The 22,472-nt window shown below is 63.1% G+C and carries 21 protein-coding genes; 10 read left to right on the forward strand and 11 right to left on the reverse strand.

What is annotated here, in order from left to right:
- Positions 1 to 3: 3 nt before the first annotated feature.
- Entirely contained in the window at positions 4 to 1,860 is a 1,857-nt protein-coding gene (locus tag F455_RS0104775; RefSeq protein ID WP_211212282.1) for a glycoside hydrolase family 35 protein, read from the reverse strand.
- A gap of 49 nt (positions 1,861 to 1,909) precedes the next feature.
- The gene (locus tag F455_RS0104780) at positions 1,910 to 4,801 is read right to left on the reverse strand and encodes a TonB-dependent receptor (protein ID WP_169337294.1); all 2,892 of its coding nucleotides are present in this window, start codon (positions 4,799 to 4,801) and stop codon (positions 1,910 to 1,912) included.
- A 219-nt stretch (positions 4,802 to 5,020) separates the two neighbouring features.
- Here F455_RS0104780 and F455_RS0104785 point away from each other — a divergent pair, with 219 nt between their 5' ends.
- The gene (locus F455_RS0104785) at positions 5,021 to 5,725 is read left to right on the forward strand and encodes a FadR/GntR family transcriptional regulator (protein ID WP_018972135.1); all 705 of its coding nucleotides are present in this window, start codon (positions 5,021 to 5,023) and stop codon (positions 5,723 to 5,725) included.
- 33 nt (positions 5,726 to 5,758) lie between these two features.
- On the opposite strand, the gene F455_RS0104790 is transcribed toward F455_RS0104785, so the two are convergent.
- Together F455_RS0104790 and F455_RS0104795 are read right to left on the reverse strand one after the other, a co-directional pair.
- Positions 5,759 to 7,267, reverse strand: a complete 1,509-nt coding sequence (locus tag F455_RS0104790) for a S10 family peptidase (protein ID WP_026293080.1) — start codon at positions 7,265 to 7,267, stop codon at positions 5,759 to 5,761.
- Between the two features lie 158 nt (positions 7,268 to 7,425).
- The gene (locus F455_RS0104795; RefSeq protein ID WP_018972137.1) at positions 7,426 to 8,043 is read right to left on the reverse strand and encodes a DUF4126 domain-containing protein; all 618 of its coding nucleotides are present in this window, start codon (positions 8,041 to 8,043) and stop codon (positions 7,426 to 7,428) included.
- 237 nt (positions 8,044 to 8,280) lie between these two features.
- Between F455_RS0104795 and F455_RS0104800 the strand changes: the two genes are divergently transcribed.
- Positions 8,281 to 8,583: a hypothetical protein gene (locus F455_RS0104800; protein WP_018972138.1), complete on the forward strand. Its 303-nt coding sequence runs from the start codon at positions 8,281 to 8,283 to the stop codon at positions 8,581 to 8,583.
- Between the two features lie 82 nt (positions 8,584 to 8,665).
- Positions 8,666 to 8,914, forward strand: a complete 249-nt coding sequence (locus tag F455_RS0104805) for a GlsB/YeaQ/YmgE family stress response membrane protein (RefSeq protein WP_018972139.1) — start codon at positions 8,666 to 8,668, stop codon at positions 8,912 to 8,914.
- Between the two features lie 103 nt (positions 8,915 to 9,017).
- Here the strand turns inward: F455_RS0104805 and F455_RS0104810 are convergent, their stop codons facing one another.
- Complete coding sequence (locus F455_RS0104810) at positions 9,018 to 10,685, reverse strand: MFS transporter (RefSeq protein WP_026293081.1); 1,668 nt, start codon at positions 10,683 to 10,685, stop codon at positions 9,018 to 9,020.
- Positions 10,686 to 10,889: 204 nt separating this feature from the next.
- Between F455_RS0104810 and acs the strand changes: the two genes are divergently transcribed.
- The 7 genes from acs to F455_RS0104845 all read left to right on the forward strand — a co-directional run bounded on the left by acs (position 10,890) and on the right by F455_RS0104845 (position 18,278).
- Positions 10,890 to 12,830, forward strand: a complete 1,941-nt coding sequence (gene acs, locus F455_RS0104815) for an acetate--CoA ligase (protein WP_018972141.1) — start codon at positions 10,890 to 10,892, stop codon at positions 12,828 to 12,830.
- Between the two features lie 39 nt (positions 12,831 to 12,869).
- Positions 12,870 to 13,574 carry a 4'-phosphopantetheinyl transferase family protein gene (locus tag F455_RS19810; RefSeq protein WP_018972142.1) on the forward strand — a complete coding sequence of 235 codons (705 nt, stop codon included), beginning with the start codon at positions 12,870 to 12,872 and terminating at the stop codon, positions 13,572 to 13,574.
- A gap of 6 nt (positions 13,575 to 13,580) precedes the next feature.
- Complete coding sequence (locus F455_RS19815) at positions 13,581 to 14,168, forward strand: RNA polymerase sigma factor (protein ID WP_018972143.1); 588 nt, start codon at positions 13,581 to 13,583, stop codon at positions 14,166 to 14,168.
- Positions 14,169 to 14,171: 3 nt separating this feature from the next.
- The gene (locus tag F455_RS0104830) at positions 14,172 to 14,660 is read left to right on the forward strand and encodes a hypothetical protein (protein ID WP_018972144.1); all 489 of its coding nucleotides are present in this window, start codon (positions 14,172 to 14,174) and stop codon (positions 14,658 to 14,660) included.
- 15 nt (positions 14,661 to 14,675) lie between these two features.
- The gene (locus F455_RS0104835; protein WP_157578453.1) at positions 14,676 to 15,656 is read left to right on the forward strand and encodes a PDZ domain-containing protein; all 981 of its coding nucleotides are present in this window, start codon (positions 14,676 to 14,678) and stop codon (positions 15,654 to 15,656) included.
- 153 nt (positions 15,657 to 15,809) lie between these two features.
- Complete coding sequence (locus F455_RS0104840) at positions 15,810 to 17,507, forward strand: serine hydrolase domain-containing protein (protein WP_211212283.1); 1,698 nt, start codon at positions 15,810 to 15,812, stop codon at positions 17,505 to 17,507.
- Positions 17,508 to 17,531: 24 nt separating this feature from the next.
- Complete coding sequence (locus F455_RS0104845) at positions 17,532 to 18,278, forward strand: pyridoxine 5'-phosphate synthase (protein WP_018972147.1); 747 nt, start codon at positions 17,532 to 17,534, stop codon at positions 18,276 to 18,278.
- 3 nt (positions 18,279 to 18,281) lie between these two features.
- On the opposite strand, the gene F455_RS23580 is transcribed toward F455_RS0104845, so the two are convergent.
- From F455_RS23580 to F455_RS0104875, 6 genes are all read right to left on the reverse strand, one after another.
- On the reverse strand, positions 18,282 to 18,497 hold the full coding sequence (locus F455_RS23580; RefSeq protein WP_018972148.1) for a biopolymer transporter ExbD: 216 nt from the start codon (positions 18,495 to 18,497) through the stop codon (positions 18,282 to 18,284).
- 156 nt (positions 18,498 to 18,653) lie between these two features.
- Positions 18,654 to 19,079 carry an ExbD/TolR family protein gene (locus tag F455_RS0104855; RefSeq protein WP_026293082.1) on the reverse strand — a complete coding sequence of 142 codons (426 nt, stop codon included), beginning with the start codon at positions 19,077 to 19,079 and terminating at the stop codon, positions 18,654 to 18,656.
- Between the two features lie 22 nt (positions 19,080 to 19,101).
- The gene (locus F455_RS0104860) at positions 19,102 to 19,530 is read right to left on the reverse strand and encodes an ExbD/TolR family protein (RefSeq protein ID WP_018972150.1); all 429 of its coding nucleotides are present in this window, start codon (positions 19,528 to 19,530) and stop codon (positions 19,102 to 19,104) included.
- Between the two features lie 12 nt (positions 19,531 to 19,542).
- Complete coding sequence (locus F455_RS0104865; RefSeq protein WP_018972151.1) at positions 19,543 to 20,271, reverse strand: MotA/TolQ/ExbB proton channel family protein; 729 nt, start codon at positions 20,269 to 20,271, stop codon at positions 19,543 to 19,545.
- 64 nt (positions 20,272 to 20,335) lie between these two features.
- Complete coding sequence (locus tag F455_RS0104870) at positions 20,336 to 20,989, reverse strand: energy transducer TonB (RefSeq protein WP_018972152.1); 654 nt, start codon at positions 20,987 to 20,989, stop codon at positions 20,336 to 20,338.
- A 286-nt stretch (positions 20,990 to 21,275) separates the two neighbouring features.
- Positions 21,276 to 22,466, reverse strand: coding sequence for a tetratricopeptide repeat protein (locus tag F455_RS0104875; RefSeq protein ID WP_018972153.1), 1,191 nt, complete (start codon positions 22,464 to 22,466; stop codon positions 21,276 to 21,278).
- Positions 22,467 to 22,472: the final 6 nt, after the last annotated feature.

The raw sequence follows: 22,472 nt of genomic DNA on the forward strand, positions 1-22,472 counted from the left end.
GCACTAGCGTGCCGCCGAAGCCGGCTTGGCGTCGAGTACCGGCTTGTCGCGTAGGGTCACGCCCGCCTGCTTGACGCCGCCGAGGTCGAGCGCGATCACGTCGTTACCCTTCGGCGTCAGCCAGACGCCCGGCACGTACAGCGTGCGCTGCGGGCCGACGTCCCAGTGGCGGCCTAAGGCCTTGCCGTTGAGCCAGACGAAACCCTTGTTCCAGCCGGCCGTGTCGAGGAACGTGTCGGCCGACGCATTGCCCGACTTCGGCGCGTCGAAACGGCCGCGATAGAAGCAGGGCGCGGCGCTGCAAGGCTTGCTCGCGTAGCGGTAGTTCGCCACGTTGTCGAGCGGAAGCGAGTAGATCTTCCAGTCGTTGAGTTTGGCGCCGCGCAGCGAAGCAGACCCGGTGATGCCTTTGCGCTCGCCGCGCAGCTCCTTGCTGAAATTGATGCGCCCGCTGTTCTCGACGAGGATGTCGAGCACGCTGCCCTTGCGCGCCGTGATCGCGAGCTTGGACTGCTTGAGGCGGCGGTCGAGCGTGCCGGCGAGTTTGCCGTCGACATAGATGCGCGCGTAGTCATGCAGGCCGTCGAGAACGAGATCGCCGCCGGCCGCTGCGAGCGTGGTGCGATAGAGGATGTAACCATAAGCCTGGTCGAGATCCTCCATCGTTTTCAGATCGCGCGATTCGACCGGCGCCGGTAGGTTGTCCCAGAGCGAGGCGGACTCGGGCAGCGCGACCGCGCCGATCGCTTGCGTTGGCGCTGCGGGCGGAATCGGCGGCGGCGTCACCCCGGTCGCCTTCGCGATCACATCACGGAAGGCGAAATACTTCGGCGTCGGCCGACCGCTTTCGTCGAGGCCGACATCGTAGTCGTAGCTGGTGACGTCCGGCTGATATTCGCCCTTGTCCCAGTTCGCGCCGTTCATCCAGCCGAAGCTGGTGCCTCCGTGAAACATGTACAGGCTCAGCGAATAGCCCTGCTCGAGCATCCATTCCACGTCGGCGATCTGTTTGTTCGCGTCGGGCGTGTTGTGCTTGTCGCCCCAGTGATCGAACCAGCCGTCCCAATATTCGCCGTTCATGAACGGGCCCTGCGGGCGCAGCTTGTGCAGCTTGGCGAATTCTTTCTGCGCGTCGCCGGTGCCGAAATTGATCGCGACCGGCAGGTCGGGCAGCGAACCGTTCGTCACATAGTCCCCGCCGTCGGCGGTGTAGAGCAGGGTGCGATCGAAACCGCCGTCGATGAGCGCGCGGCGAACATCTTCCATGTAGGCATGGTCGGCATCGAAGCTGCCGTACTCGTTCTCGACCTGCACGGCGATGATCGGACCGCCGTGCGCGTACTGCAGCGGCGCGAGTTCTTTGCCGAGGCGATGCAGCCAGCGCGTGGCCGGTTCGAGATACTTCGGATCGCGGCTGCGCACAATGGTGCTGCGGTCCTTGAGCAGCCAGGCGGGGAAGCCGCCGAATTCCCACTCGGCGCAAACGTAGGGGCCTGGACGCAGGATCACGTAAAGGCCTTCGGCTTGCGCCGCGCGGATGAATTCGGCGACGTCGTACTGCCCGCCGAAGTCGTACTGGCCGGGCGTGCGCTCATGCACGTTCCAGAACACGTAGGCGGTAACCGCATTGAGGCCCATCGCCTTGGCCATCTTCAGCCGTTCGTGCCAGTACTCGCGCGGGATGCGCGGGTAGTGCATTTCACCGGAAACGATGCGGAAGGGTTTGCCGTCGAACACGAAATGGCCTTGGTCGACACCAAGACCGCGCGCCGGCGGCAAGGGAGCCTCGTTCGCCAGCACGCCGGCGGTCAACAGCGTGCTGGTGAGCATGGCAGCCGGTAGTCCCTTCAACAACCGCATGGCATCGCTTTCCTAAACATGTGCAAAAAACAGATCACGTGACAACACCTCACCAACTGCCGCGCACGCCGACGGCGAACGTCCTGCCGTCGAACACCGTGCTCACCGGGCGATTGAGATACACCTGGTAGACTGAGACCTGTTCGCGGGTCAGATTGGTGCCCTCGACGAATATCGACACGTTCTCGCGGATCTTGTACGAGGCGCTCATATCGAGCTGAGCATAGGACTTGGTCGTCCACGGCTGCGAGCCCGGGCCGCAGGACAGGCAGGACAGGTACTTGTCGCGCCAGTTGACCGCGAGTCGCGCCTGCCATGGCCCTTTCTCATAGTAGCCGCTGAGGTTGGCCGAGTCGCCGATGCCGGGTACGGCGAACAAATTACCGTTTCCGGTTTTCAGTACTTGCGGATCGATCGACGTGCTGCTGTCCACGCTGGTGTAGTTGAACGCCGTACCCAAACCGTCGAACGGCGACGGCAGATTGGTGAACTGATAGTTGAAGGTGAACTCGAAGCCCTTGATCGTCGAATCGTTGAGGTTGACCGGATGGGTGAAGTCGAACGGGAAACCGAGGATCGTCGTCGGCGTGGTGATCGTCGTGGTGAAGTTGCTGACTTTCTTGTGGAAGCCGTCCAGGGCAACGTAACTGGCGTCCGCGAAATACCATTCGATGCCGGCGTCGATGTTCTTCGACAAAAACGGCTTCAGATCCGTATTGCCCGTCGTGATCGTCTGATTGGATGGGCGGAAGTTGTAGCTCGTGGTCGCGGCCAGCTGAGTCAGGTCAGGACGCGTGAGTGTCTTCGATGCGGCAAAGCGAAAGATTAGATCGTCGCGCAGATTGAGCTTGAAGTTCGCCGACGGCAGCCAGTACTTGTAGCTGCCGGTGAACTGGATCGGCGAATACGGGCCGTACGATGGAATGGCATTGCTCGGATCGGACGGATTGACCGTGATCGCCGTCAACAGCACTGCGTTCGCGTCAGAGGTGGTGTCGGTCTTCACATAGCGGTAGCCGGTGTTCAAGTGCCACGGCATATCCGCCACCGAGCCCTCGAAATCGGCGGAGAAATAGGCCGATTTGGTCTTTTCTTCGATCTGGCTGAACGTGCGCGGGTCCGCTTTCGAAACCCAACCACCGAGTTTCGCCGCGGCCGCCGCAAAGTCCGTCACTTGTTGAAGTGCCGCCGCCTTGGCCTCCGGCGTTGCGTAGCTCAAGCTGTTGCGATAGGCATAGATCTGGTTGTACGCCGCCGGCGAAAGCAGATAGTTCAGCAGCTTGTTCATGTCGTAGTTGAGCCACTGGCTCGGAAAACCCTGCGACTGCTGGCTGAACCAGGAACCCGCGTTGAAGATGCTGGCGCCGATGACGCTTGCCGGTACGCTGGCGTTGTAGCCGCAATAAATTGCGCAAAGATTGAGTGCATCGCCGGAATCGTAGGTCGTGTTGTAGCTGATCTGGCGCAGCGTTGTATCCGTGGATTCCACGCCGAAGTCGAGCTTGGACAGCACGCCGTCGGTGAAACGTTTCGACAGATGGAAACGGTAGTTGTCGCCCTTGTTGCTCAGATGATTGCCGCCGGTACTGCAGCAATGCGTCATCAAGTTCGTCGAATCACCGGGCTGGATCAGGCTGGAGTAGTCGTAGTACGGGAAACCACCGTTGTTCGGATTGGTGAAATTCATCGGCAACCCGGTATTGCGCGTGCCGACGACAAGGAAGGTATTGCCGCTGTCGTACTTGTTCCACGCGCCGGTATAAGCGATATCCAGATCGGCCTTGAGCGTATCGGTGATGTCGTAGGCCAGGTTCAGGCCGGTCTGCGTCACGTAGGCATCGCGCGGCGTGTTGGTGCTCATCACCGAGTCGGTGGCCTGAGCCGCGCCGTTGTTGGTATTGCGCGAAAAGGTCAGCGGCGTGCCGTTGCCGTCGAAGGTTACGGCAGTGGTGTCGGGCTGGTTGCCGTAGTAGCCGACGTAGCGGGTCAGGTAGTCCTGCTTGTAGTTCGTGACCAGCGAATCGAACTTCACCATCAACTTGTCGAACGGCTTCCAATCGACGGCGAGGCTCAAGCCCTTGCGCGTGTTGGTCGTGGCAATGGACTGCCCGTCGATGGTTTGTGGATACGCCCCGTTTTTCGCCGACGGATCGTTGCTGATCTTCGAGAAGTCCTGATTGACGTACCATCCGCCCGTCTCGATCAGGTTCTCGGTGTGATCGCGCTTGTAGTACATCGCCGACATCAGCCAGCCGAAGGTATGGTCGGCATTGCTGTCGCCGATCAGGAACGAGGCCTTGGGCGTGAACTTGTTGGCGAGCCCGCTGTCCAGGCTGTCGTTCACGGCGCCGAGACTGCCGGACATATGGAAGCCGGTGGTGTCGAGCGGCCGCGCGGTGACGATATTGATCGTGCCGCCGATGCCGCCGTCTTCTTGGCTGGCGGTGGCGGTCTTCAGCACTTCGGCCGTGCTGATCAATTCCGACGGCAGCGCGTCGAAATGAAAGCTGCGGTCGCCCGAATCGGACAGCATCGGTCGGCCGTTGACCGTAACGTTGACGAAGCTCGGGCCGAAGCCGCGCACCGTGACCTTGCTCGATTCGCCGCCGATGCGGTCGACCGCCACGCCGGGCACGCGCTGTAGCGCGTCGGCGACGTTCTGATCGGGAAACTTGCCGGCTTCCTCGGCCGAGACCGAGTCGACGACGCCGACGGCATCTTGTTTGATCGCTTGCGCGCGGCGGATCGCGGCAAGCTGGCCGGTCACCGAGATCTCGCCGAGCTGGGCCGGATCGCCCGGTTTCGCGGAATCGGTCGCCGCGGCGGGTTGGTCGTCCCCCGCCGCGTTGGCAACCGTGCTGGGCAACATGGCTGGGGAAATCAGTACGGAAATCGCCAGCGATAGGCGACGCAACGGCAACGACTTAAGCGTGGAACTCATTCGTTCTCCCTCCAAGTTGAATCGATCGAGTGGTGTGTGGTTTTTGTTATTTGTATGATAAATACTATATATAAGATACATTGCCAAGCCGCACCGCAACATGAACTTCACTCCGCCGGCGCAGGTTCATTGCCAAGCGACGAGCGCGCTTGATACGCTGACCGCCATATGCAGATGCTGAAAACCCTCGATCGATCCAGGCGCTCAGGCCGGCTGACTTTGACTGAGCAGTTACTGGAATCGCTGGGGCAGGCGGTCGTCGCCGGCGAGTTTGACGGGCGCAGCTTCCCGACCGAGGCGGACATATCGCAGCACTACGGCACTAGCCGCAGCGTCACGCGCGAAGCCGTGAAGATGCTGACCGCGAAGGGCATGCTCGCTGCGCGTCCACGCAGCGGCATCACGACGCAGCCACAGGAGCAGTGGAGTCTGCTTGATCCAGACGTGCTGCGCTGGATGCTCGAGCGCAAGTTCTCCTACGAATTGCTGCGTCATTTCACCGAAATGCGCCTGGGCCTCGAGCCTGCGGCAGCCGCGCTCGCGGCGAAGAACGCCTCGCCCGAAGCGCTACGCACCATCGAGCTCGGCCTTGAGCGCATGGCCGCGGCCGAGCGCGGAGACGGCGATCATCTCGCCGCAGACATTTCCTTCCATGTGGCCATCTTGAAGGCCACCGGCAATCCGTTCTACATGCAACTCGACGAGTTGATCGCGACGGCGTTGAAGATTTCCATTCGCATGACCAACCGCATCAAGGGCCACACTGCGAGCATTCCCGCGCATCGCCATGTCTTCGATGCGATCCGCGCGGGCGATTCGGCGCGCGCGGGGGCGGCGATGAACTCGATCCTCACCGAAGTCATGGCGCTTGTCGCCGCAGGCGACAAGAACGGGACGCGGCGCGCGAAACGGGCGCGGGTCTGAGCAACTTGCTGCACCGTCCCGGCACAGCGGACTTCAGTGCTGCGCGTACATCGCCATCACGTCGCGGCGCAGCGCCTGCTGGCTATCGCCGCGGCTGTAGAACATGTGGCCGCCGGCGTATTCCTTGACTTGCACGCGATTGGGATCGCCCATGAGCGGCATCTGGTCGACGATGAGCTTGGAGGCCATGAACGGGCAGGATAGGTCGCCCCAGCCGTGCACGATCAGCACGCGCAACTTGGAATCGATCGCGACCGACTGGCGCAGCTCCTGCACCGAGCCACGTGGTTCATCCTTGCGATCCCAGAGGCGGTTCACGTCGTAAGAAAGCGCGTTGTAGCGACCGACGTATTTCCAGCCGACCGTACGCGTGACGAAATCGACCATCGCGGTCGTGGTCGGCGCGATGATCGCGTCGAGCAGCGGATCGTTGGTGCGCTGGTCGGGCGAGAACGGGAACGGATCCCATTCGGTGACGTTGGCGTCATACCGGCTGCCGAGCTTGCCCTCGTTGCGGAATACTTCGCGCAGGAACGCCTGTGTTTCCAGGCGTCCGCCGGCACGGCGCACGAACACGGGATCGAGGCCGGACAGCTCGGTGACGCGCTTGACGATGCGCTCGACCGCCTGCGGATCGGACCGGCCCTTGAGCAGGTCGACGACGTAGTCGCCGCGCGTGTACTCGATCACCTGCGCCATCGTTGCGTCGTTGAGCTTGCCCTGGCGTTCGAGATTGGTCGCGGTGATCGTCGGCAAGGTCAACATCCACGGCAACGGCGACAGGTCGCCGTTGTCGTTCTGCACGCCCGGGTCGAGATACGGCGAGACGAGCACGTCGCCGTTCATCGCCACGCCAAGCCGCGTCTGCAGGTAGTGGGTGATGCGCGGCCCGCGGAAGCCGCCGTAGCTTTCGCCGACGAGATACTTGCGCGACAGGAGCCGGTCGTTCTTGACCAGCCAGTCGTAGACGATGCGCGAGAGATATTCGATGTCGGCCTGGGTCGAGTAGAACTTCTTCTTGGTTTCGTCCTCGCTCACACGCGAGCGCGAGAAGCCGGTGCCGACCGGATCGATGAAGACGAGGTCGGTGAAATCGAGCCACGATCCCTGATTGTCGATCGGCGTGGCCGGGTCGGACGGCGAATTGCCCTCCGCGCCGAACTGCACGCGCTTGGGTCCGAGCGCGCCGAGATTGAGATACACCGACGATGCGCCGGGGCCGCCATTGAGCGCAAACGTCACCGGCCGGTCCTTGCCTGGCACGGTGTAGGCAATGAACATCACGTCGGCGATGGTCTTGCCCTTTTCGTCGAGCACGGGCAGCGAGCCGACCGTGGCGTCGTAGCTGATCGTCTTGCCGCCGATGGTCGTCGTCTGCTTGACCGTCTTGTCGGCGGGAAAGGGCGGCAGCTTGGCTTCGTCGGGTTTGCCCGCGGCATCCTTGTTCGCATCCTTGGTGCCATCATCGGCCCAAGCCGACGACACGGTCAGAACCGTGCCCAGCGCAGCGGCAAAGAGAAGTTTCGGCAAACGCAACGACATGACGGCACCCTGCTGGCATCGAACGGAAAAGATCGCGCAGCATAGCAAGCGTATGGCGCGCGCCATGTGCCGAAAGCAAGGGTCGTGGGGTCCCCGTTGGCCGCGGCGGGGGAAGCCTGCAGGATCGCGCGCACGGATGTGCGTTCAACAAACCCCAATCACGAGGGCAACCGCGGCGTGGACGCGCGCTCGGGGCGGCCACCCAATCCGCGCCAGATGCGTGCAAGGTAGCGGAACATTTTTGGCATGAGCCAGATTGCCAGAGCGAGGAACAGCGCGAGCAAGACGAGAAACGCCGCCGGATGCGCAAACACGAGCCAAAGGCCGCCGAGCAATAGGCCGTCCTCGCTCGCGCTCGCGGTCCAGTTGCTGAACGGCTCGGGCGAGGTGTTGATCGCTGCGCGCGCACCGGCCTTGGCCAAGTGCGTGCCGCCGGCGATAGCGCCGCCGAAGATTCCCGCTGCCATCTGCAACGCTGGGCCCTGATCGCCCATTGCACCCCAAGCCAGCAGGGCACCGATCGGAATGCGGATGAAGGTGTGGATCGAATCCCAGATCGAATCGAAGCCGGGCACCTTGTCGGCGAGGAATTCGGCGACGAGCATGACGCCCGAAGCGCCGAGCACCCAGTTATGTTCAAGCAGGCTCAGGTCGGACGGCAGATGGACGTAGCCGAGCCGGCCGAGCAGGCCGACGATGAAGATCGCAGCATAGAGACGAATGCCGCTGGCCCAGGCCAGGCCGCTCGCTAGCGCAAGCTGTTGCAGATGTTCCATGACCGCCCTCCGCTGCCGGACACGACATCGCCCCGCGTATTCTAGTGCGATCATTCCTGACCGCGAAGATCAAAAAGCGGCCGTCCACGGCCGCGCTTTCAAATTTAGTGCGGATCGATGAACCTACCGTCGATGGCGGCCCGCCGCCACCGGTCGCGCAAATACTGCCGCTGCGCTGCTTCGTCTTCACGAGGCAGCACAGCTGTGGCAGCATGCACCCGCCCGGAGGGAATTGCCATGCGCTGGATCCTGCTCGTCGTCGCCATAGTCGCATTCGCCGTCGCCTTCACGACCGGATCGCCGGGCCTGATGGGCATCGGCCTTGTCCTCGGTTGCGGCGGGCTGTTGGGCTTTGCCCTCTCGCTCGCGGCAGCGCGGATCGCGTCCACCGCGCAACCGGAGGCGGCCTTGATCATCGATCCGGAAATCAGCGCTTTGCGCGCGAAGGCCAACCTGGCCAAGGCGGGAGCGGCAACGTCACCTCAGCCGATCACCGCGGCGGATCACGGCGGCCACTTGGACTCGAATCGTACGGCCTGATTTGTTGCGTTGCGTTTTGACGATTGCGTGACAAAGCGCACAATCTCCTTGCGGTCAGCCGACCGCTATCCGGGAGCATGATATGGAGTTCATCGTTTATCTGATCGTAGGCGGCATTGCTGGTTGGCTGGCCGGTGTGGTCGTCAAAGGCGGCGGGTTCGGACTGATCGGCGACATCATCGTCGGCATTCTCGGCGGTCTGATCGCCGGCTGGCTATGCGCACATGTGCTGAACTTCTCGATGGGAGGCGGCATCATTGGCCAGATCATCACCTCCGCGATCGGCGCGATCATCCTGCTTCTGCTCATACGCCTGGTCAAACGAGCGTAGCTGCCGCTTCTTCGTTTGTGCAACAAAAAGGCCGGGAGTCACACTCCCGGCCTTTTTTGACGGCTATTTTTCCGCGGCAAAGAACATCAAAAGATAAATCGAATCACTTCGTGATATCGACATCTTTGGTCTCGCGCAGGAACAGCGAGCCGATGATGAAGGTACCGAGGGCAATGATTACCGGATACCACAGACCGGAGTACATGTTGCCGCTCGCCAGCACCAGGGCGAATGCCGTGGTCGGCAGAAAGCCGCCGAACCAGCCGTTGCCGATGTGGTAGGGCAGGCTCATCGAGGTATAGCGGATACGCGTCGGGAACATCTCGACCAGCCATGCAGCGATCGGCCCGTAGACCATGGTTACGTAAAGGACGAGGATCGTCAGCAGCAGCAACACCATCGGCTTGTTCATCTGCGCCGAGTCGGCCGTCTTCGGGTAGCCTGCGGCATCAATCGCTGCGGTGACGTCCGTGGCCAGTTTGGCCTGCGCCGCCTTGGCCTCGTCCGGGGTCAAGGCTTTCAGATCGACGCTGGAAATCGCCGTCGCGCCCAAGCGCACACTTGCCAGCGTTCCCGCCGGCGCGACTTCGTTGGTGTAATCCACACTGCGCGCGTTGAGCAGGTTCTTGAGCACGTCGCAGGAACTGGTGAACTTGATCTGGCCCTTGAGCTCGCCGGGTACGAACTGGAAGGCGCAGTCCTTGGGATCGGCGACGACGACGGCAGGCGACTTCGCCGCAGCGGCCTCGAGCGCCGGATTCGCATAGTGGGTCAGCGCCTTGAAGATCGGGAAATAGGTCAGCGCCGCGAGCAGGCAACCGGCCATGATGATCGGCTTGCGCCCGATGCGATCGGACAACCAACCGAAGAAGACGAAACCTGCGGTTGCGATGGCAAGCGCCGCGGCGATAAGCAGATTCGCCGTCACCGCGTCGACTTTGAGGGTCTGGGTCAGGAAGAACAGCGCGTAAAACTGGCCTGCGTACCAGACCACGGCTTGGCCCGCGGTCGCGCCGAGCAGGGCGAGCACGACAACCTTGCCGTTCCCCCAGTTGCCGAAGCTATCGGTGAGGGGCGCCTTGGAGCCCTTGCCTTCGGCTTTCATCTGCTGGAACAGCGGCGACTCGTTGAGCTTGAGGCGGATCCACAGAGAGATGATCAGCAACAACAGCGAGATGACGAACGGCAAACGCCAGTAGAAGGCTTTGAACGCGTCCTCGCCGACACTGGTACGCGTGACCAGAATCACGAGCAGGGACAGGAACAGACCGACTGTCGCCGTGGTCTGGATGAAGCTCGTGTACAGGCCGCGCTTGCCCGGAGGTGCGTGTTCGGCAACGTAGGTCGCCGCACCACCGTACTCGCCGCCGAGCGCAAGGCCCTGCAGACAGCGCAGCAACACGAGCAGCACGGGGGCGGCGATGCCGATCGTTCCGTAGGTGGGCAGCAGGCCGACCGCGAGCGTGGAGAAGCCCATGATCGCGATCGTGATCAGGAAGGTGTACTTGCGTCCGATCAGGTCGCCGAGGCGACCGAACACGAGTGCGCCGAACGGTCGCACGGCGAAACCGGCGGCAAAAGTTAGCAACGCCATGATGAAGGCGGCGCCGGGTGCGAGCGAGGTGAAGAAATGCGTCGCGATGATCGGTGCCAGTGAGCCGTATAGATAGAAGTCGTACCATTCGAACACGGTGCCCAGACTCGACGCGCCGATCACCCGCACATGTTCGCTGGTCAGCGGCGCGGCGCTGCCTTGCATAGTCGTAGCCATACCTCTTCTCCCCGGTCATCGTTGATCTGGTGCGCCGCTTGCGACGTCCCAGCGCGGCGCAATACCGCGAGCGTAAAATCACGACTCGCAGTATCGCCGCGGGCGGAAGACACAGTCAGTTGGACCAAGGTCCGATTCCGGCCTCCGCCAAAAGCGGCGAAGTTGCCACTCCTTACAATCCAAGCAATAAGAAAGGGTAGAGTCATGTCGAAGATTTATCCCGTGCCCGCGGACGTCGCCGCCAAGACGCGCGTCACCGCCGCCCAATACGAGAAGGACTACGCCGAATCGGTGAAGGATGCCGAGGGCTTCTGGGGCCGCGTCGGCAAGCGCCTCGACTGGATCACGCCTTACACCAAGGTGAAGGACGTGTCCTTCGATGCGAAGGATCTGCACATCCGCTGGTTCCACGACGGCACGCTCAATTTGTCCGCCAACTGTCTCGACAGGCATCTGGCCGCACGCGGTGACAAGACCGCGATCCTCTGGGAAGGCGACGATCCTTCCGAATCCAAGCGTGTCAGCTATCGCGAGTTGCACGAGCAGGTCTGCCGCGCCGCGAACCTGCTGAAAAACCTCGGCGTGCAGAAGGGCGATCGCGTGACGATCTATCTGCCGATGATCCCCGAAGCCGCAGTGGCGATGCTCGCCTGCGCGCGCATCGGCGCGATCCATTCGATCGTGTTCGGCGGCTTTTCCCCCGACTCGATTGCCGGGCGCATCGCCGATTGCACCTCCAAGGTCGTCATCACCGCCGACGAGGGCCTGCGCGGCGGCAAGAAGGTTCCACTCAAGGTCAACGTCGACGAGGCACTCAAGAAGCCGGGCACGAACAGCGTCGAAACCGTACTCGTGGTCAAGCGTACCGGTGCACCGGTCAACATGCAGGCGCCGCGCGACCGTTGGTGGGACGCGCTGGTTGCCGAGCAGAGCACGGACTGTCCGCCCGAGCCGATGAGCGCCGAGGATCCGCTGTTCATCCTCTACACCTCGGGCTCGACCGGCAAGCCGAAGGGCGTGCTGCACACGACCGGCGGCTACGGCGTGTTTGCGAGCTACACGCACGAATGCGTGTTCGACCTGCGCGAGGACGACGTGTACTGGTGCACGGCCGACGTCGGCTGGGTCACCGGGCACAGCTACATCGTCTACGGCCCGCTCGCCAACGGCGCAACCTCGCTGATGTTCGAGGGCATCCCGAACTATCCGGACGTGTCGCGCTTCTGGCGGGTGATCGACAAGCACCAGGTGACGCTGTTCTACACCGCGCCGACGGCGATCCGCGCGCTGATGCGCGAAGGCGAAGAGGCGGTCAAGAAAACCAAGCGGACGTCGTTGCGCTTGTTGGGTTCCGTCGGCGAACCGATCAACCCGGAAGCGTGGGAGTGGTACTACCACGTGGTCGGCGACGGTCGCTGTCCGATCGTCGACACGTGGTGGCAGACCGAGACCGGCGGCATTCTGATTACGCCATTGCCTGGTGCGATCGCGACCAAACCTGGTTCGGCGACCAAGCCGTTCTTTGGCGTCAAACCCGCGCTGGTCGACGCGAACGGTGCCGTGCTCGAAGGCGAGGCCGAGGGCAATCTGATCCTTACCGATTCCTGGCCCGGGCAGATGCGCACGGTGTACGGCGATCACGAGCGCTTCATCGAAACGTATTTCAAAACCTATCCCGGCAACTACTTCACCGGCGATGGCGCTAGACGCGACGCTGACGGCTATTACTGGATCACTGGCCGCGTCGACGATGTGATCAACGTTTCCGGTCACCGCATCGGCACGGCCGAGGTCGAGAGCGCACTCGTCGGCCATCACGCCGTCGCCGAAGCCGCGGTGGTCGGTTGCCCGCACGACATCAAGGGGCAGGGCATCTACGCCTACGTCACGCTCAAGGCCGGAGTCGAAGGCACCGATGCGCTGAAGAAGGAATTGGTCGCGCATGTGCGCAAGGAGATCGGGCCAATCGCGACGCCTGACCATCTGCAATGGGCGCCGGGGTTGCCGAAGACGCGCTCGGGCAAGATCATGCGTCGCATCCTGCGCAAGATCGCCGAGAACGCGCCGGAGCAGCTTGGCGACATCTCGACCTTGGCTGATCCGTCGGTCGTCAAGAACCTGGTCGACACCCGCCTGATCCGCTGAGCGCTTGACGATCGGCGTGCGCATGGCCAAGCATGGGCCATGCACACGCTTTTCCACGAAGACTTCGTTGCCGCCGCAGCGCCAGTTGAACTCGGCGACGACGAAATCCACTTGTGGCTGTTCCCCCGGCGCGAGCCGGGTGCGAATGCGCGAGCCGATGCTTCAGGTTCTCTGCGCGGCGTGCTCGCCGCCTACCTCGGCGCCGACCCCGCCGGCTTGCGCATCGAACGCGATGTCGGTGGCAAACCCTATCTCCCCGATGCGGCACTGCAGTTCAATCAGTCGCATAGCGCTGGCGCGCTGCTCGTCGGCGTGAGTCGCACGCAGCCGCTTGGCGTCGACATCGAAAGCCGCGCGCGCATGCGCCCGTACCTGGAAATCGCGCGGCGCTATTTCACCGCGGATGAAGCCGAAGCGCTGGCGGCATTGCCCGAGGATCAGCGGCAGCGCAGCTTCCTCGAGCTGTGGAGCGCGAAGGAGGCCGTGCTCAAGGCGATTGGCCGCGGCATCGCCTTCGGCCTCGACCGTGTCGGTTTCGAGCTCGATGCCGCCGGCACGACGCGGCGTCTCGTGCATGTGGCGGACGAGGTCGGGGTCCCCGAGCAGTGGCAAGTGGTGCGTCTGGCGCCGCAAACCGGCGTCACCGGCGCCCTAGCTTGGCGCGGCGCAGGAATGCGCTTGCGCGGGTTCATTGCCGTCGATGATTCTGCGGCTGCGACGATCCGCACCTCCCGTGCGTCCTGAAAGCGAATGAATCGCAGCGCGAACACCGACATGAGCGGCCTCGCCCCCCTTTCCGGTTTCGCGCAGATCGTCGAGGCCAGTGTGCTCGCGCGAGCCCAGCGCGGTGACATGCCGGCATTCGCAACGCTGTACGCGCGCTTCGGCCAGCCGTGCTACGGCCTGGCGTTGCGGCTGACCGGCAATGCCGCGCAGGCAGAGGATCTGGTACAGGAGGTGTTTTTGAAACTGATCGAGACCATACGCAGCTATCGCGGCGACGCGCCATTCGGCGCGTGGCTCAAGCGCATGACCGCGAATGCAGCGATCGATCAGCTGCGCAAGAACAAGCGCTTCGTCGACGCCGATCCCGAGGCGATGTTCGCCGCAGCCGACGCTGTCGATGCAAGCCCCGCGCAGAAGCTGGACGCTGCCGCGCTGTTGCGGCGCCTGCCGCCGCGCGCACGCGCGGTGCTCGTTCTGCACGAGCTCGAAGGCTACACGCATACGGAAATCGCGAAGTTGTTCGGACAGAGCGAGAGTTATTCGAAATCCATCCTTGCGCGCGGACTGCAGCGCTTGCATGCCAGCGTCGCCGAACCGCAGGCTGAGACCTGAGTCATGACTCGTCCCGACTCCAAATCCGTCGAAGCGGTGACCGCCGTCCTGCAGAGCATCGGCGAAGCACAGCCGCAACCGCCTGCCGATTTGTGGTCACGCATCGAGGCCGCGCACGGTGCGCGCAGCCGCAGGCGGCGCCTGCGCCGTCTCACGGCGGGCGGCATGTTCTGCGTCATACTGGCCGGCGCTGTCGCCTTGCGCGGCTGGCACTCTGCCACGCCCGAGATCGACTGGCAGGCACGCGCGCAGGCGCTTGAACTGCAGCTGCTGGCCATCGAACACGACAATCGCATCGCGGCCGCGACCCCCGCTGCATTCGATGCGAATCCGGCAACGAGCGAACTCGCCGAGATCGACCGCCGCCTGCAGGCGGCTTACGAACACAAGATCTATACAAATCAGCTTGTGCCGCTATGGAAGCGTCGTAGCGAACTGCTCGATGCGCTGATTGCCGCACGTAGGGAAGGATTGACCCTGACCCGCATTTAGATGAGGACTTTCGCCATGCTACGCATTCTCGGTTTGACCGCCCTACTCGGCTGCGCCCATGCCGCCTTCGCTGCCGACACGTCCGCGCCGCCCACGCTCGCCACGGTCACCAGCGACGGCGGTACCGGCACCTCGCCGGCCGTTACCCAACGCGTGCGAGAGGAGATGCACCAGACCCTCGTGCGCCTGGCCACGACCGGCGCACTCGGCGCGCATCCGGAACAGACCGCACTCGACATCGCCGTGCCGGCGCAGCGCTCGGTCAACCTCGGTCTGCTGGTCGACGCGACCAGCGCGGCGAACGCGCGCGATGGCCTGCGCGTGCTCGGCACGACGCCGGACAGCACCGCCGAGCATCTGGGCGTGCGCCCGGGCGACGTCATCGTCGCGGTGAACGGCCACTCGTTGCGCGAGCTCGGCGCGGACGCCGACGGCCGCGCGCTCGCTGCGACAACCTTGAGGTCGAGCATCGACGCACTGCCGGCCGAAGCGGCCGTGCAACTCGATGTGCGCCGCGGCGGCACCCAGCTTGCACTGAACGGGCCGCTGCAGAGCGTGCAATTGCCGGCGTTGCACGTCGTGCTCGGCGCGATGGCCACCGCGGCGGTCGACACCTCCGCGCAAACTCCAGCGAGCGGCTGCGGCCGCATCAGCCTGCAGGATCTGGCGCCGCGCCAGCAGCAGTTGTTCGGGGCCACGATCGAACTCGTCGACGGCACCACGCCCGGCCCGACCGGCGCGAAGAACTATCGCGTCGGCGCGGGCACGCATGAGCTGCTCGTGCGCGAGAAGATTCCAACCCGGCGCCTGGTCGGCGTTTCAGAACTCGCCGCACTGAATTTCCGCAGCAAGCCCAAACCGCTCACGGTCACGGTGAAGCCGAACACGACGGTGATGATCGCCGCGCACTTCAATGAGCAGCGTGCGAATGAGTTCACCACTGGCGGCTATTGGGATCCGGTGATGTGGAAGGAAGTGCAGGAAACCTGTCCATGAGCTGACCCGTTCGGATCAGGTGCGGTTAAGACCGAACTTTTCCGCGGCTTGAGTGTCTGAATAAGCACTCCCCCACAGGGTCTCCTCCACAAGGACGTGGAATTTTTGATCGTTACACTCTTTCGATTACAACCCATGCGCTATTCTTGGCGCATGGGTTTTCTCTGCGCGCATCGAGCATGGGCCGGCGTGCTGTTCGCCGTCCTGTGGTCTGCATCGATGCCGGTCGCGGCCGCGCGTACACCTGCCGAACCATCCCTGCTGTCCTCCGCATTCCGCGAAACGATCGAACGCGGCGTCGCCAACGGCGCGTACGCAAGTGTCGCGGTGGGCGTGATCGACGGCAAGCGCCGAGATACGTTCTATTTCGGCCATCGCGACGGTACGCAATCGAAGCCTGCCGACGATGACAGTTTGTTCGAGCTCGGCGCGATCAGCGAAGTGTTCACCGGCATCCTGCTGACGCAGGCGGCGATCGAAGGCAAACTGCATTTTTCCGACCCAGTCGAGAAGTTCCTGCCGACGTCGTTTCCGTTCGCGGACACCCGGCTGGGCAAAATCACGCTGGCGCAATTGGCGACGCAGCATTCCACGCTGCCAGCGCAGCCGGCGAATCTGTTTCCCGACGATATCGACGACCCCTACGCCGGCTATGCGAGCGAAGACCTGCTCGCGCTGCTCGCTTTTCAGCGTGGATCCGGCCAGGGGAGAGAAACTTTCGATTCCTATTCCGTGCTCAACGCCGGCCTGCTCGGCCATCTGCTCGGGCGCGTTTATCAGACCGCCTATGCGGAAGCGCTAACAACGAAGGTATTGGCACCACTCGGCCTGCAGCACGTTTCATTCACGGACGGCGGAAATCTGTTGCCCGGCCACGCGCATGGCGCGATCGTTCCACACTGGCACTACGGCGTGCTGGCGGGAGCTGCCGGGCTGCGCGCCAGCCTGCCCGACATGCTCGCCTTCCTGCAGCGCAATCTGACTCCGGAGGACACGAGCTTGCGCTCCGCCCTGCTGCTCGCACGCCAACCGCTAGCCGCGGGTTCTGCCGATCAGTTTGGCTTTGGCTGGAACGTGCGCGAGAAGAGCGACGGCGCAGCGAGCTGGCCACTGGTCTGGCGCGCAAGCAGAACCGCCGGGTTCGCGAGCTTCGTCGGTTTCCGCACCGACCGCCAACGGGCGATCGTCGTGCTTGGCAACGCGTCCGAGGACGTCGCTGCACTTGGCATGGCATGGCTCGGCGACGAAGCGCCGCCGCCGGCGCCGCGCGCCTCGGATATTATTGCGACCAACCGGCTCGACGACTATCCCGGTCTGTATCAAATTGCCACCGGTAACGAAGCCGTCGTGCGCGTCACGGCGAACAAGTTGAGCCTGCAGCTTCCCGGCGAATTTCCACGCCGTCTTCGCGCAGCCGACAAGGACGTTTTCTTCGCCGACAGCGGCACGCTCGGCGTGACCTTCATGCGTGGCATCGATGACGTCAATGGCCTCGTGTTGCACGCTGGCGGCAGCAACGTCAGCGCCTCGCGCTTGAGCATGCGTGCGCCCAGGCTCGCGCGTGCGCCGATCGCAACGACGGCAGGCGCGCGCAGTGCGGTGGCCGGAGACTACCGACTCGACGAGGCAAGCTGGCTGCGCATCGCATCGTCCGCGCAAGGACTGACGTTGCAGTGGACGCTCGGCGAGCGGCGAAGTATTTTTGCCTACGCGCCCGATCGCTACACGGATGCAGAAGGCGCTGTCGACCTGCGCTTCCTGCGCGATGCGCAAGGGCAAGTCGCAAGGATCCATCTTGAGCTGGCCGGCGCCGCGCGCGAAGCCGCGCCGTTGCGTCGTCCTCTCCCCTGAGGACAGATTCAGAGATTTCCGCCGATGACCCGTCTTAGCGTCAACGTCAACAAGATCGCCGTGTTGCGCAACTCCCGCGGTGGCAACGAGCCGGATGTCTGCGCCGCGGCAAATGCCTGCCTCTTGGCCGGCGCCGCTGGCATCACCGTGCATCCGCGGCCCGATCAGCGCCATATTCGTCCCGACGATGTGCGCGCGTTGAAAGCGGGAATCGGCAGTGCCGCAGAGTACAACATCGAAGGCAACGGCTTCGCCCCGGCACGGGGCAGTTATCCCGGTCTGCTCGGGCTCGTCGAGGAGACGCGGCCCACGCAATGCACGCTCGTGCCCGACGGCGATGCACAGCTCACCTCGGATCACGGTTTTGATCTGCGTGCCGATGCCGCACGCCTGAAGCCACTGGTCGCGGAGCTCAAGCAGCTCGGCGCACGCGTGAGCTTGTTCGTCGACATGGATGTCTCGGATGTCGAGCGCGCAGCCGAGATCGGTGCCGATCGCGTGGAAATCTACACCGGTCCCTATGCCGAGGCGTTCGCGCGCGGTGACGCTGCGCGCGAGCTGGCCTTGTGCGTGGCCTGTGCCGAACGTGCGCAGGCAGCCGGACTCGGAATCAACGCCGGACACGATCTGAACCAGGCGAACCTCGGCGCACTCAAAGCTGCGATTCCGCAGCTTGCCGAGGTGTCGATCGGCCATGCTCTGATCGGCGAAGCGCTGTACGCGGGACTGGACGCGACGGTCAAGGCGTATCTGCGCATCCTCGCGGGCTGACGCTCATCTTGCCGCGGGATCCACGCTGATTAGCTTGACCGGATCGGTCGCGGTCGGGCAATTGGCGCTGCAATGCGAGAAATCGAGCGCCAGCTTGTGCGTCAGCAGCGGCACCGTAATCATGAAGATCACGAGCAACACAAGCATGACGTCGACGAGCGGCGTGACATTGATCTGCGCGAATCCCGCAGGTTCGCGTTCGAGCGCAAAGGCAGCCATGACGGTCTCCGTTGAACACGCAGTGTGCGCATCCAGAGTAGCGCGGTGAGCGGATGGCGACACGGCGCGCCGATATTTTCATGATTTTCGTTAGCGCAAAAAGAAAACGCCGCATCGCTGCGGCGTTAGTCTTGATTCGGGCAACCGTTTGTCGAACTACTGACCCGATCCGCGCGGCGGCTGGAAGCCGATCTTGGTCATGCCGGCGTTCTTCGCATCGGCCATCACGGTCGCGACGAGTTGATACTTCGCCGTCTTGTCGGCCTGGATCTGCAGCTCGGGCTGCGGATTCTTCTTCGACGTCACCGTCATCATCTGCTGCAGCTGCTCTTCGGAGACGAGCTGATCGTTCCAGTAGTACTGGCCGCTGGAACGCACCGACAGCGTGATCGGATCGGGTGGATTCTCGACCTGCGGCGGCGGATTGTTGGTCGGCTGCGGAAGGTCGATCTTGATGCGGTGGGTCAGCATCGGCGCCGTGATCATGAAGATGATCAGCAGCACCAGCATGACGTCGACTAGCGGCGTCACGTTGATGTCCGACATTGCCCCGCCACCGCTGCTACCTGCACTGAATGCCATGATGCTATCTCGTCAAATCGTTTTACTGGCCGGCGTGCTGCGGCGTGGTGATGAAGCCGACCTTGACCATGCCCTGATTCTTCGCCTGGGTCATGACGTTGGCGACGAGCTGGTACTCCGTGTCCTTGTCGGCGCGAATCTGGACTTCCGGCTGCATGGCCTGCGGAGCGACGACGCGCAGCTGCGCGACCAGTCCCGCTTCGGTCACCTGCTCGTCGTTCCAGTAGATCGTGCCGTCCTGACGGACGGCGACGGTTACCGGCGGCACGGACGGCGTGTCGGTCGGCGGCGCGAGCAAGGTACCTTGCGGCAACTCGACCTTGATCTTCGGCTGGGCCAACTGCGTGGTGATCATGAAGATGATCAGCAGCACCAACATCACGTCAACGAGCGGCGTGACGTTGATCTCCGCCATGATGCCGCCGCTGCTGCCACCCGCACTCATTGCCATGACTGCAAATCCTTACTTGTGGCCGCTGACGAAGAAGTCGTGCAGGTCGTGTGCGAACTCGTCGAACTTGCCGAGCGTCACGCGGTTGGCGCGGTTGAACACGTTGTAGGCGAGCACCGCCGGAATCGCGACGCCGAGACCGATCGTGGTCATGATCAGCGCCTCGCCGACCGGACCGGCGACGGCGTCCATCGATGCATTGCCGCTCGCGCCGATCTTGAGCAGAGCATGGTAGATGCCCCACACGGTACCGAGCAGGCCGACGAACGGTGCGGTCGAGCCGGTCGTGGCGAGCCAGGTGAGGCCGGTCTCAAGACGACCGCTTTCGCGAGCAACGCCTTGGCGCAGCGCGCGGTCGACGTATTCGGAGCGGTTCAGCGTTTCGGCCAGGCGGCTGCCCTGGGCCGAGCTGTGCTGTTCGGCGGCCGTGGTGACGTCGAGCGCGATCTTCGAGAACGGCTCCCAGCCCGGCTGCTCTTCGAGATGACGCCGCGCATCGCTCAGCGACTTGGTTTCGAAGAACTGCTCGCGTACGGCGTCGCCGCGGCGGCGGATGTTGAACATGCGCCACGCGTTGACGATGATGAAAAATACCGAGCCCAGCGACATGATCACGAGCGTGATGAACACAACCAGACCCAAGGTGTCGAAGTTGTGCAGCAGATGTTCGAAACCCATCTGCGTCAGAGCGGCGGCGTTGCCTTGCCCGGCAACCGGAGCGGAAGCTGCTTCTTGTAACATGACCTTACCCTTAAGTTTGTGGTTCTGAAATTCCGCCGGAATCGCCGGCTACCGTCACGTCTAATTAATCTGCCAAGGTGAAATCCACCGGAATCAGCGCGTAACCTTCGTACGGTTGACCGCCCTTGCTTCCCGGATTAAACATCCAAGTCTTCGCTGCTGCAATCGCGGCCTGGTCGAGTTCGCGATAGCCGGAGGATTTCTCCACCGTGATTTCCTTCGGTGATCCATCCGTGGCAATCAGCACCTTGAGTATCACCTTGCCCGTGTGATGTTCGCGCACGGCCTGCGGCGGATACTTCGGCGGACGCATCTTGCGGTAGCTGATGTTCTCGCTTGGTGCGATGTCGACCGGAGCCGCGGGCGGAGCCGGCGGCGCAGGCGGCGGCGCAGGCGTCGACATCGGCGTCGCTTCCTGCGTGACGACTGGCGGCGGAGCCGGCGGCGGCGGAGTCGGCGGCGGCTTGATCTTCTCGACGATCTTCGGCGGCGGCTTCTTCGGCGGCTCCGGCGGCGGTGGTGGCGGCGGCGGCGGCGGCGGCGGCGGTTCGATGAACTCGACCGTCACCACGTTTTCCTTGGCGCGCTCCTTGGCCGTCGGCGGCTGCACGGGCGCCAGCAGCATGAGGAAGAGAAAGCCGTGCAGCGCAAGCGCACCGGCCCAGGCGATCGTGCGTCGCCAATTGAAACTCGTCTTGTCCGTTTCTGCTGATGACATCAGTGCCAACCAAAATTACCTAGGGAGCATCATCCCGGGCGACGGCGTAAAACGCCGCCACCAACCCCAAAACAAAATCGCGTGAGTCGCCTGCAAATTACAACAGCGCGGCCGGTGTAGACAAGCTTTTTCACCGCCCGCAAAAAAATGCATTTCCCCACAGCGCCACAATCGAACGCGGTCTTGCAGCATGCCAATTTCCGCTAGGCCGCGCAAGCCGCGGCGCGTCATGCGCCGCGATATCCGGAAAAAGTATACTCGATCGAGCGGCCCTCTACGACTGCGCTCAGTTCTTCTTCTTCTGCTGCTGCGTCGTCATCTTGACGTGGCCGCCAAGGTTGAGGCGCTGATCGGCCGACTTCTGCGACTCGGGATAACCTTTCGCCTTCGTCCACGCCTCGCGCGCGTGCGCGACGTCGTCGATCTGATTGTAGGCGTCGCCGAGCATCAGATAGGCCTTGCCGGTCTCCTTCAGGCCACCCTTGGTGATCGCCTGCTGGAGTACTCCGGTCGCCTCCTTGGCACGATCGTTCTGCAGCAACAGGCTGCCGCGGTAGTAATCGACCTCACCGGTTTTCGCCAGCGGCGAAGCCTTGGCGAACGCCTCGATCGCCTTGGTGTCGCCGTCCTTCTCCTGCGAGTAGCCGGCGCCGATCGCGCGATAAAGCGTGTAGAGCGTGTCGTTGTTGAGGCTGCCTTTGTTCTTGTCGATCAGCGCCTCGGCTTTGTCGTATCGATGACCGTTGACGTAAACCTTGACCGCTTGCTCGACAACTTTGGCGTCGCCGGGATTCTTGGCAAGCTGTTTCTCGAGGATCTCGCCAGCCTTGTCGTACTGGTCGAGACCTGCGTATGAAGCCATCAGGATCTGGTTCCAGTTGTCGTTCGGCTTGTCGGTCAGCGACTGTGCCTTGGTGATCGCGTCGATCGCCTGCTGGTACTTGTCCATGCGGTAGTAATCGTTGCCCTGCAGCGCATAGGCCTCGGCCTTGCCACCATTGGTCGCCTTGAAGTATTCGTCGAGCGTGCTGAGCGAGTCCTGATACTTCTCTTCCTGCTGCTGCAGGTTGGCGATGTTGAGCAGCAAGGTAAACTGCTGATTGTTCGGCAGCGCGTCCATGTCGTAGGCGGCGCGCCAGGCCTTGACCGCACCGGCGTTGTCCTGCTTGTCGTAGGCGATCTGGCCCTGGCCCTGTGTCGCCAGCGCATGCGCGTACTTGCCCGCCTTCGGATCGTCGATGATCTTCTGCAGCAGCGGCGCGGCCTCGTCGGCCTTGTTGTCGTTGAGCAGGTCGAGCGCCTTGCTCAGGTCTTTCTGTGTACCCGAGGAGGACAGATCGTTCTTCGGATCCTTGCGCGTGGCGTTCGGATACAGCGGCGCTTCCTTCTCGTCCTTCTTCGCGTAGGCGTTGCCCGCAATCAGGGCGAAGGCGACAAAGATGCTGCAAAGTATACGTGTATAACTGCGGATGCTCATGGTTCC

This window comes from Rudaea cellulosilytica DSM 22992, assembly GCF_000378125.1.
GTDB classification, from domain to species: Bacteria; Pseudomonadota; Gammaproteobacteria; order Xanthomonadales; family Rhodanobacteraceae; genus Rudaea; species Rudaea cellulosilytica.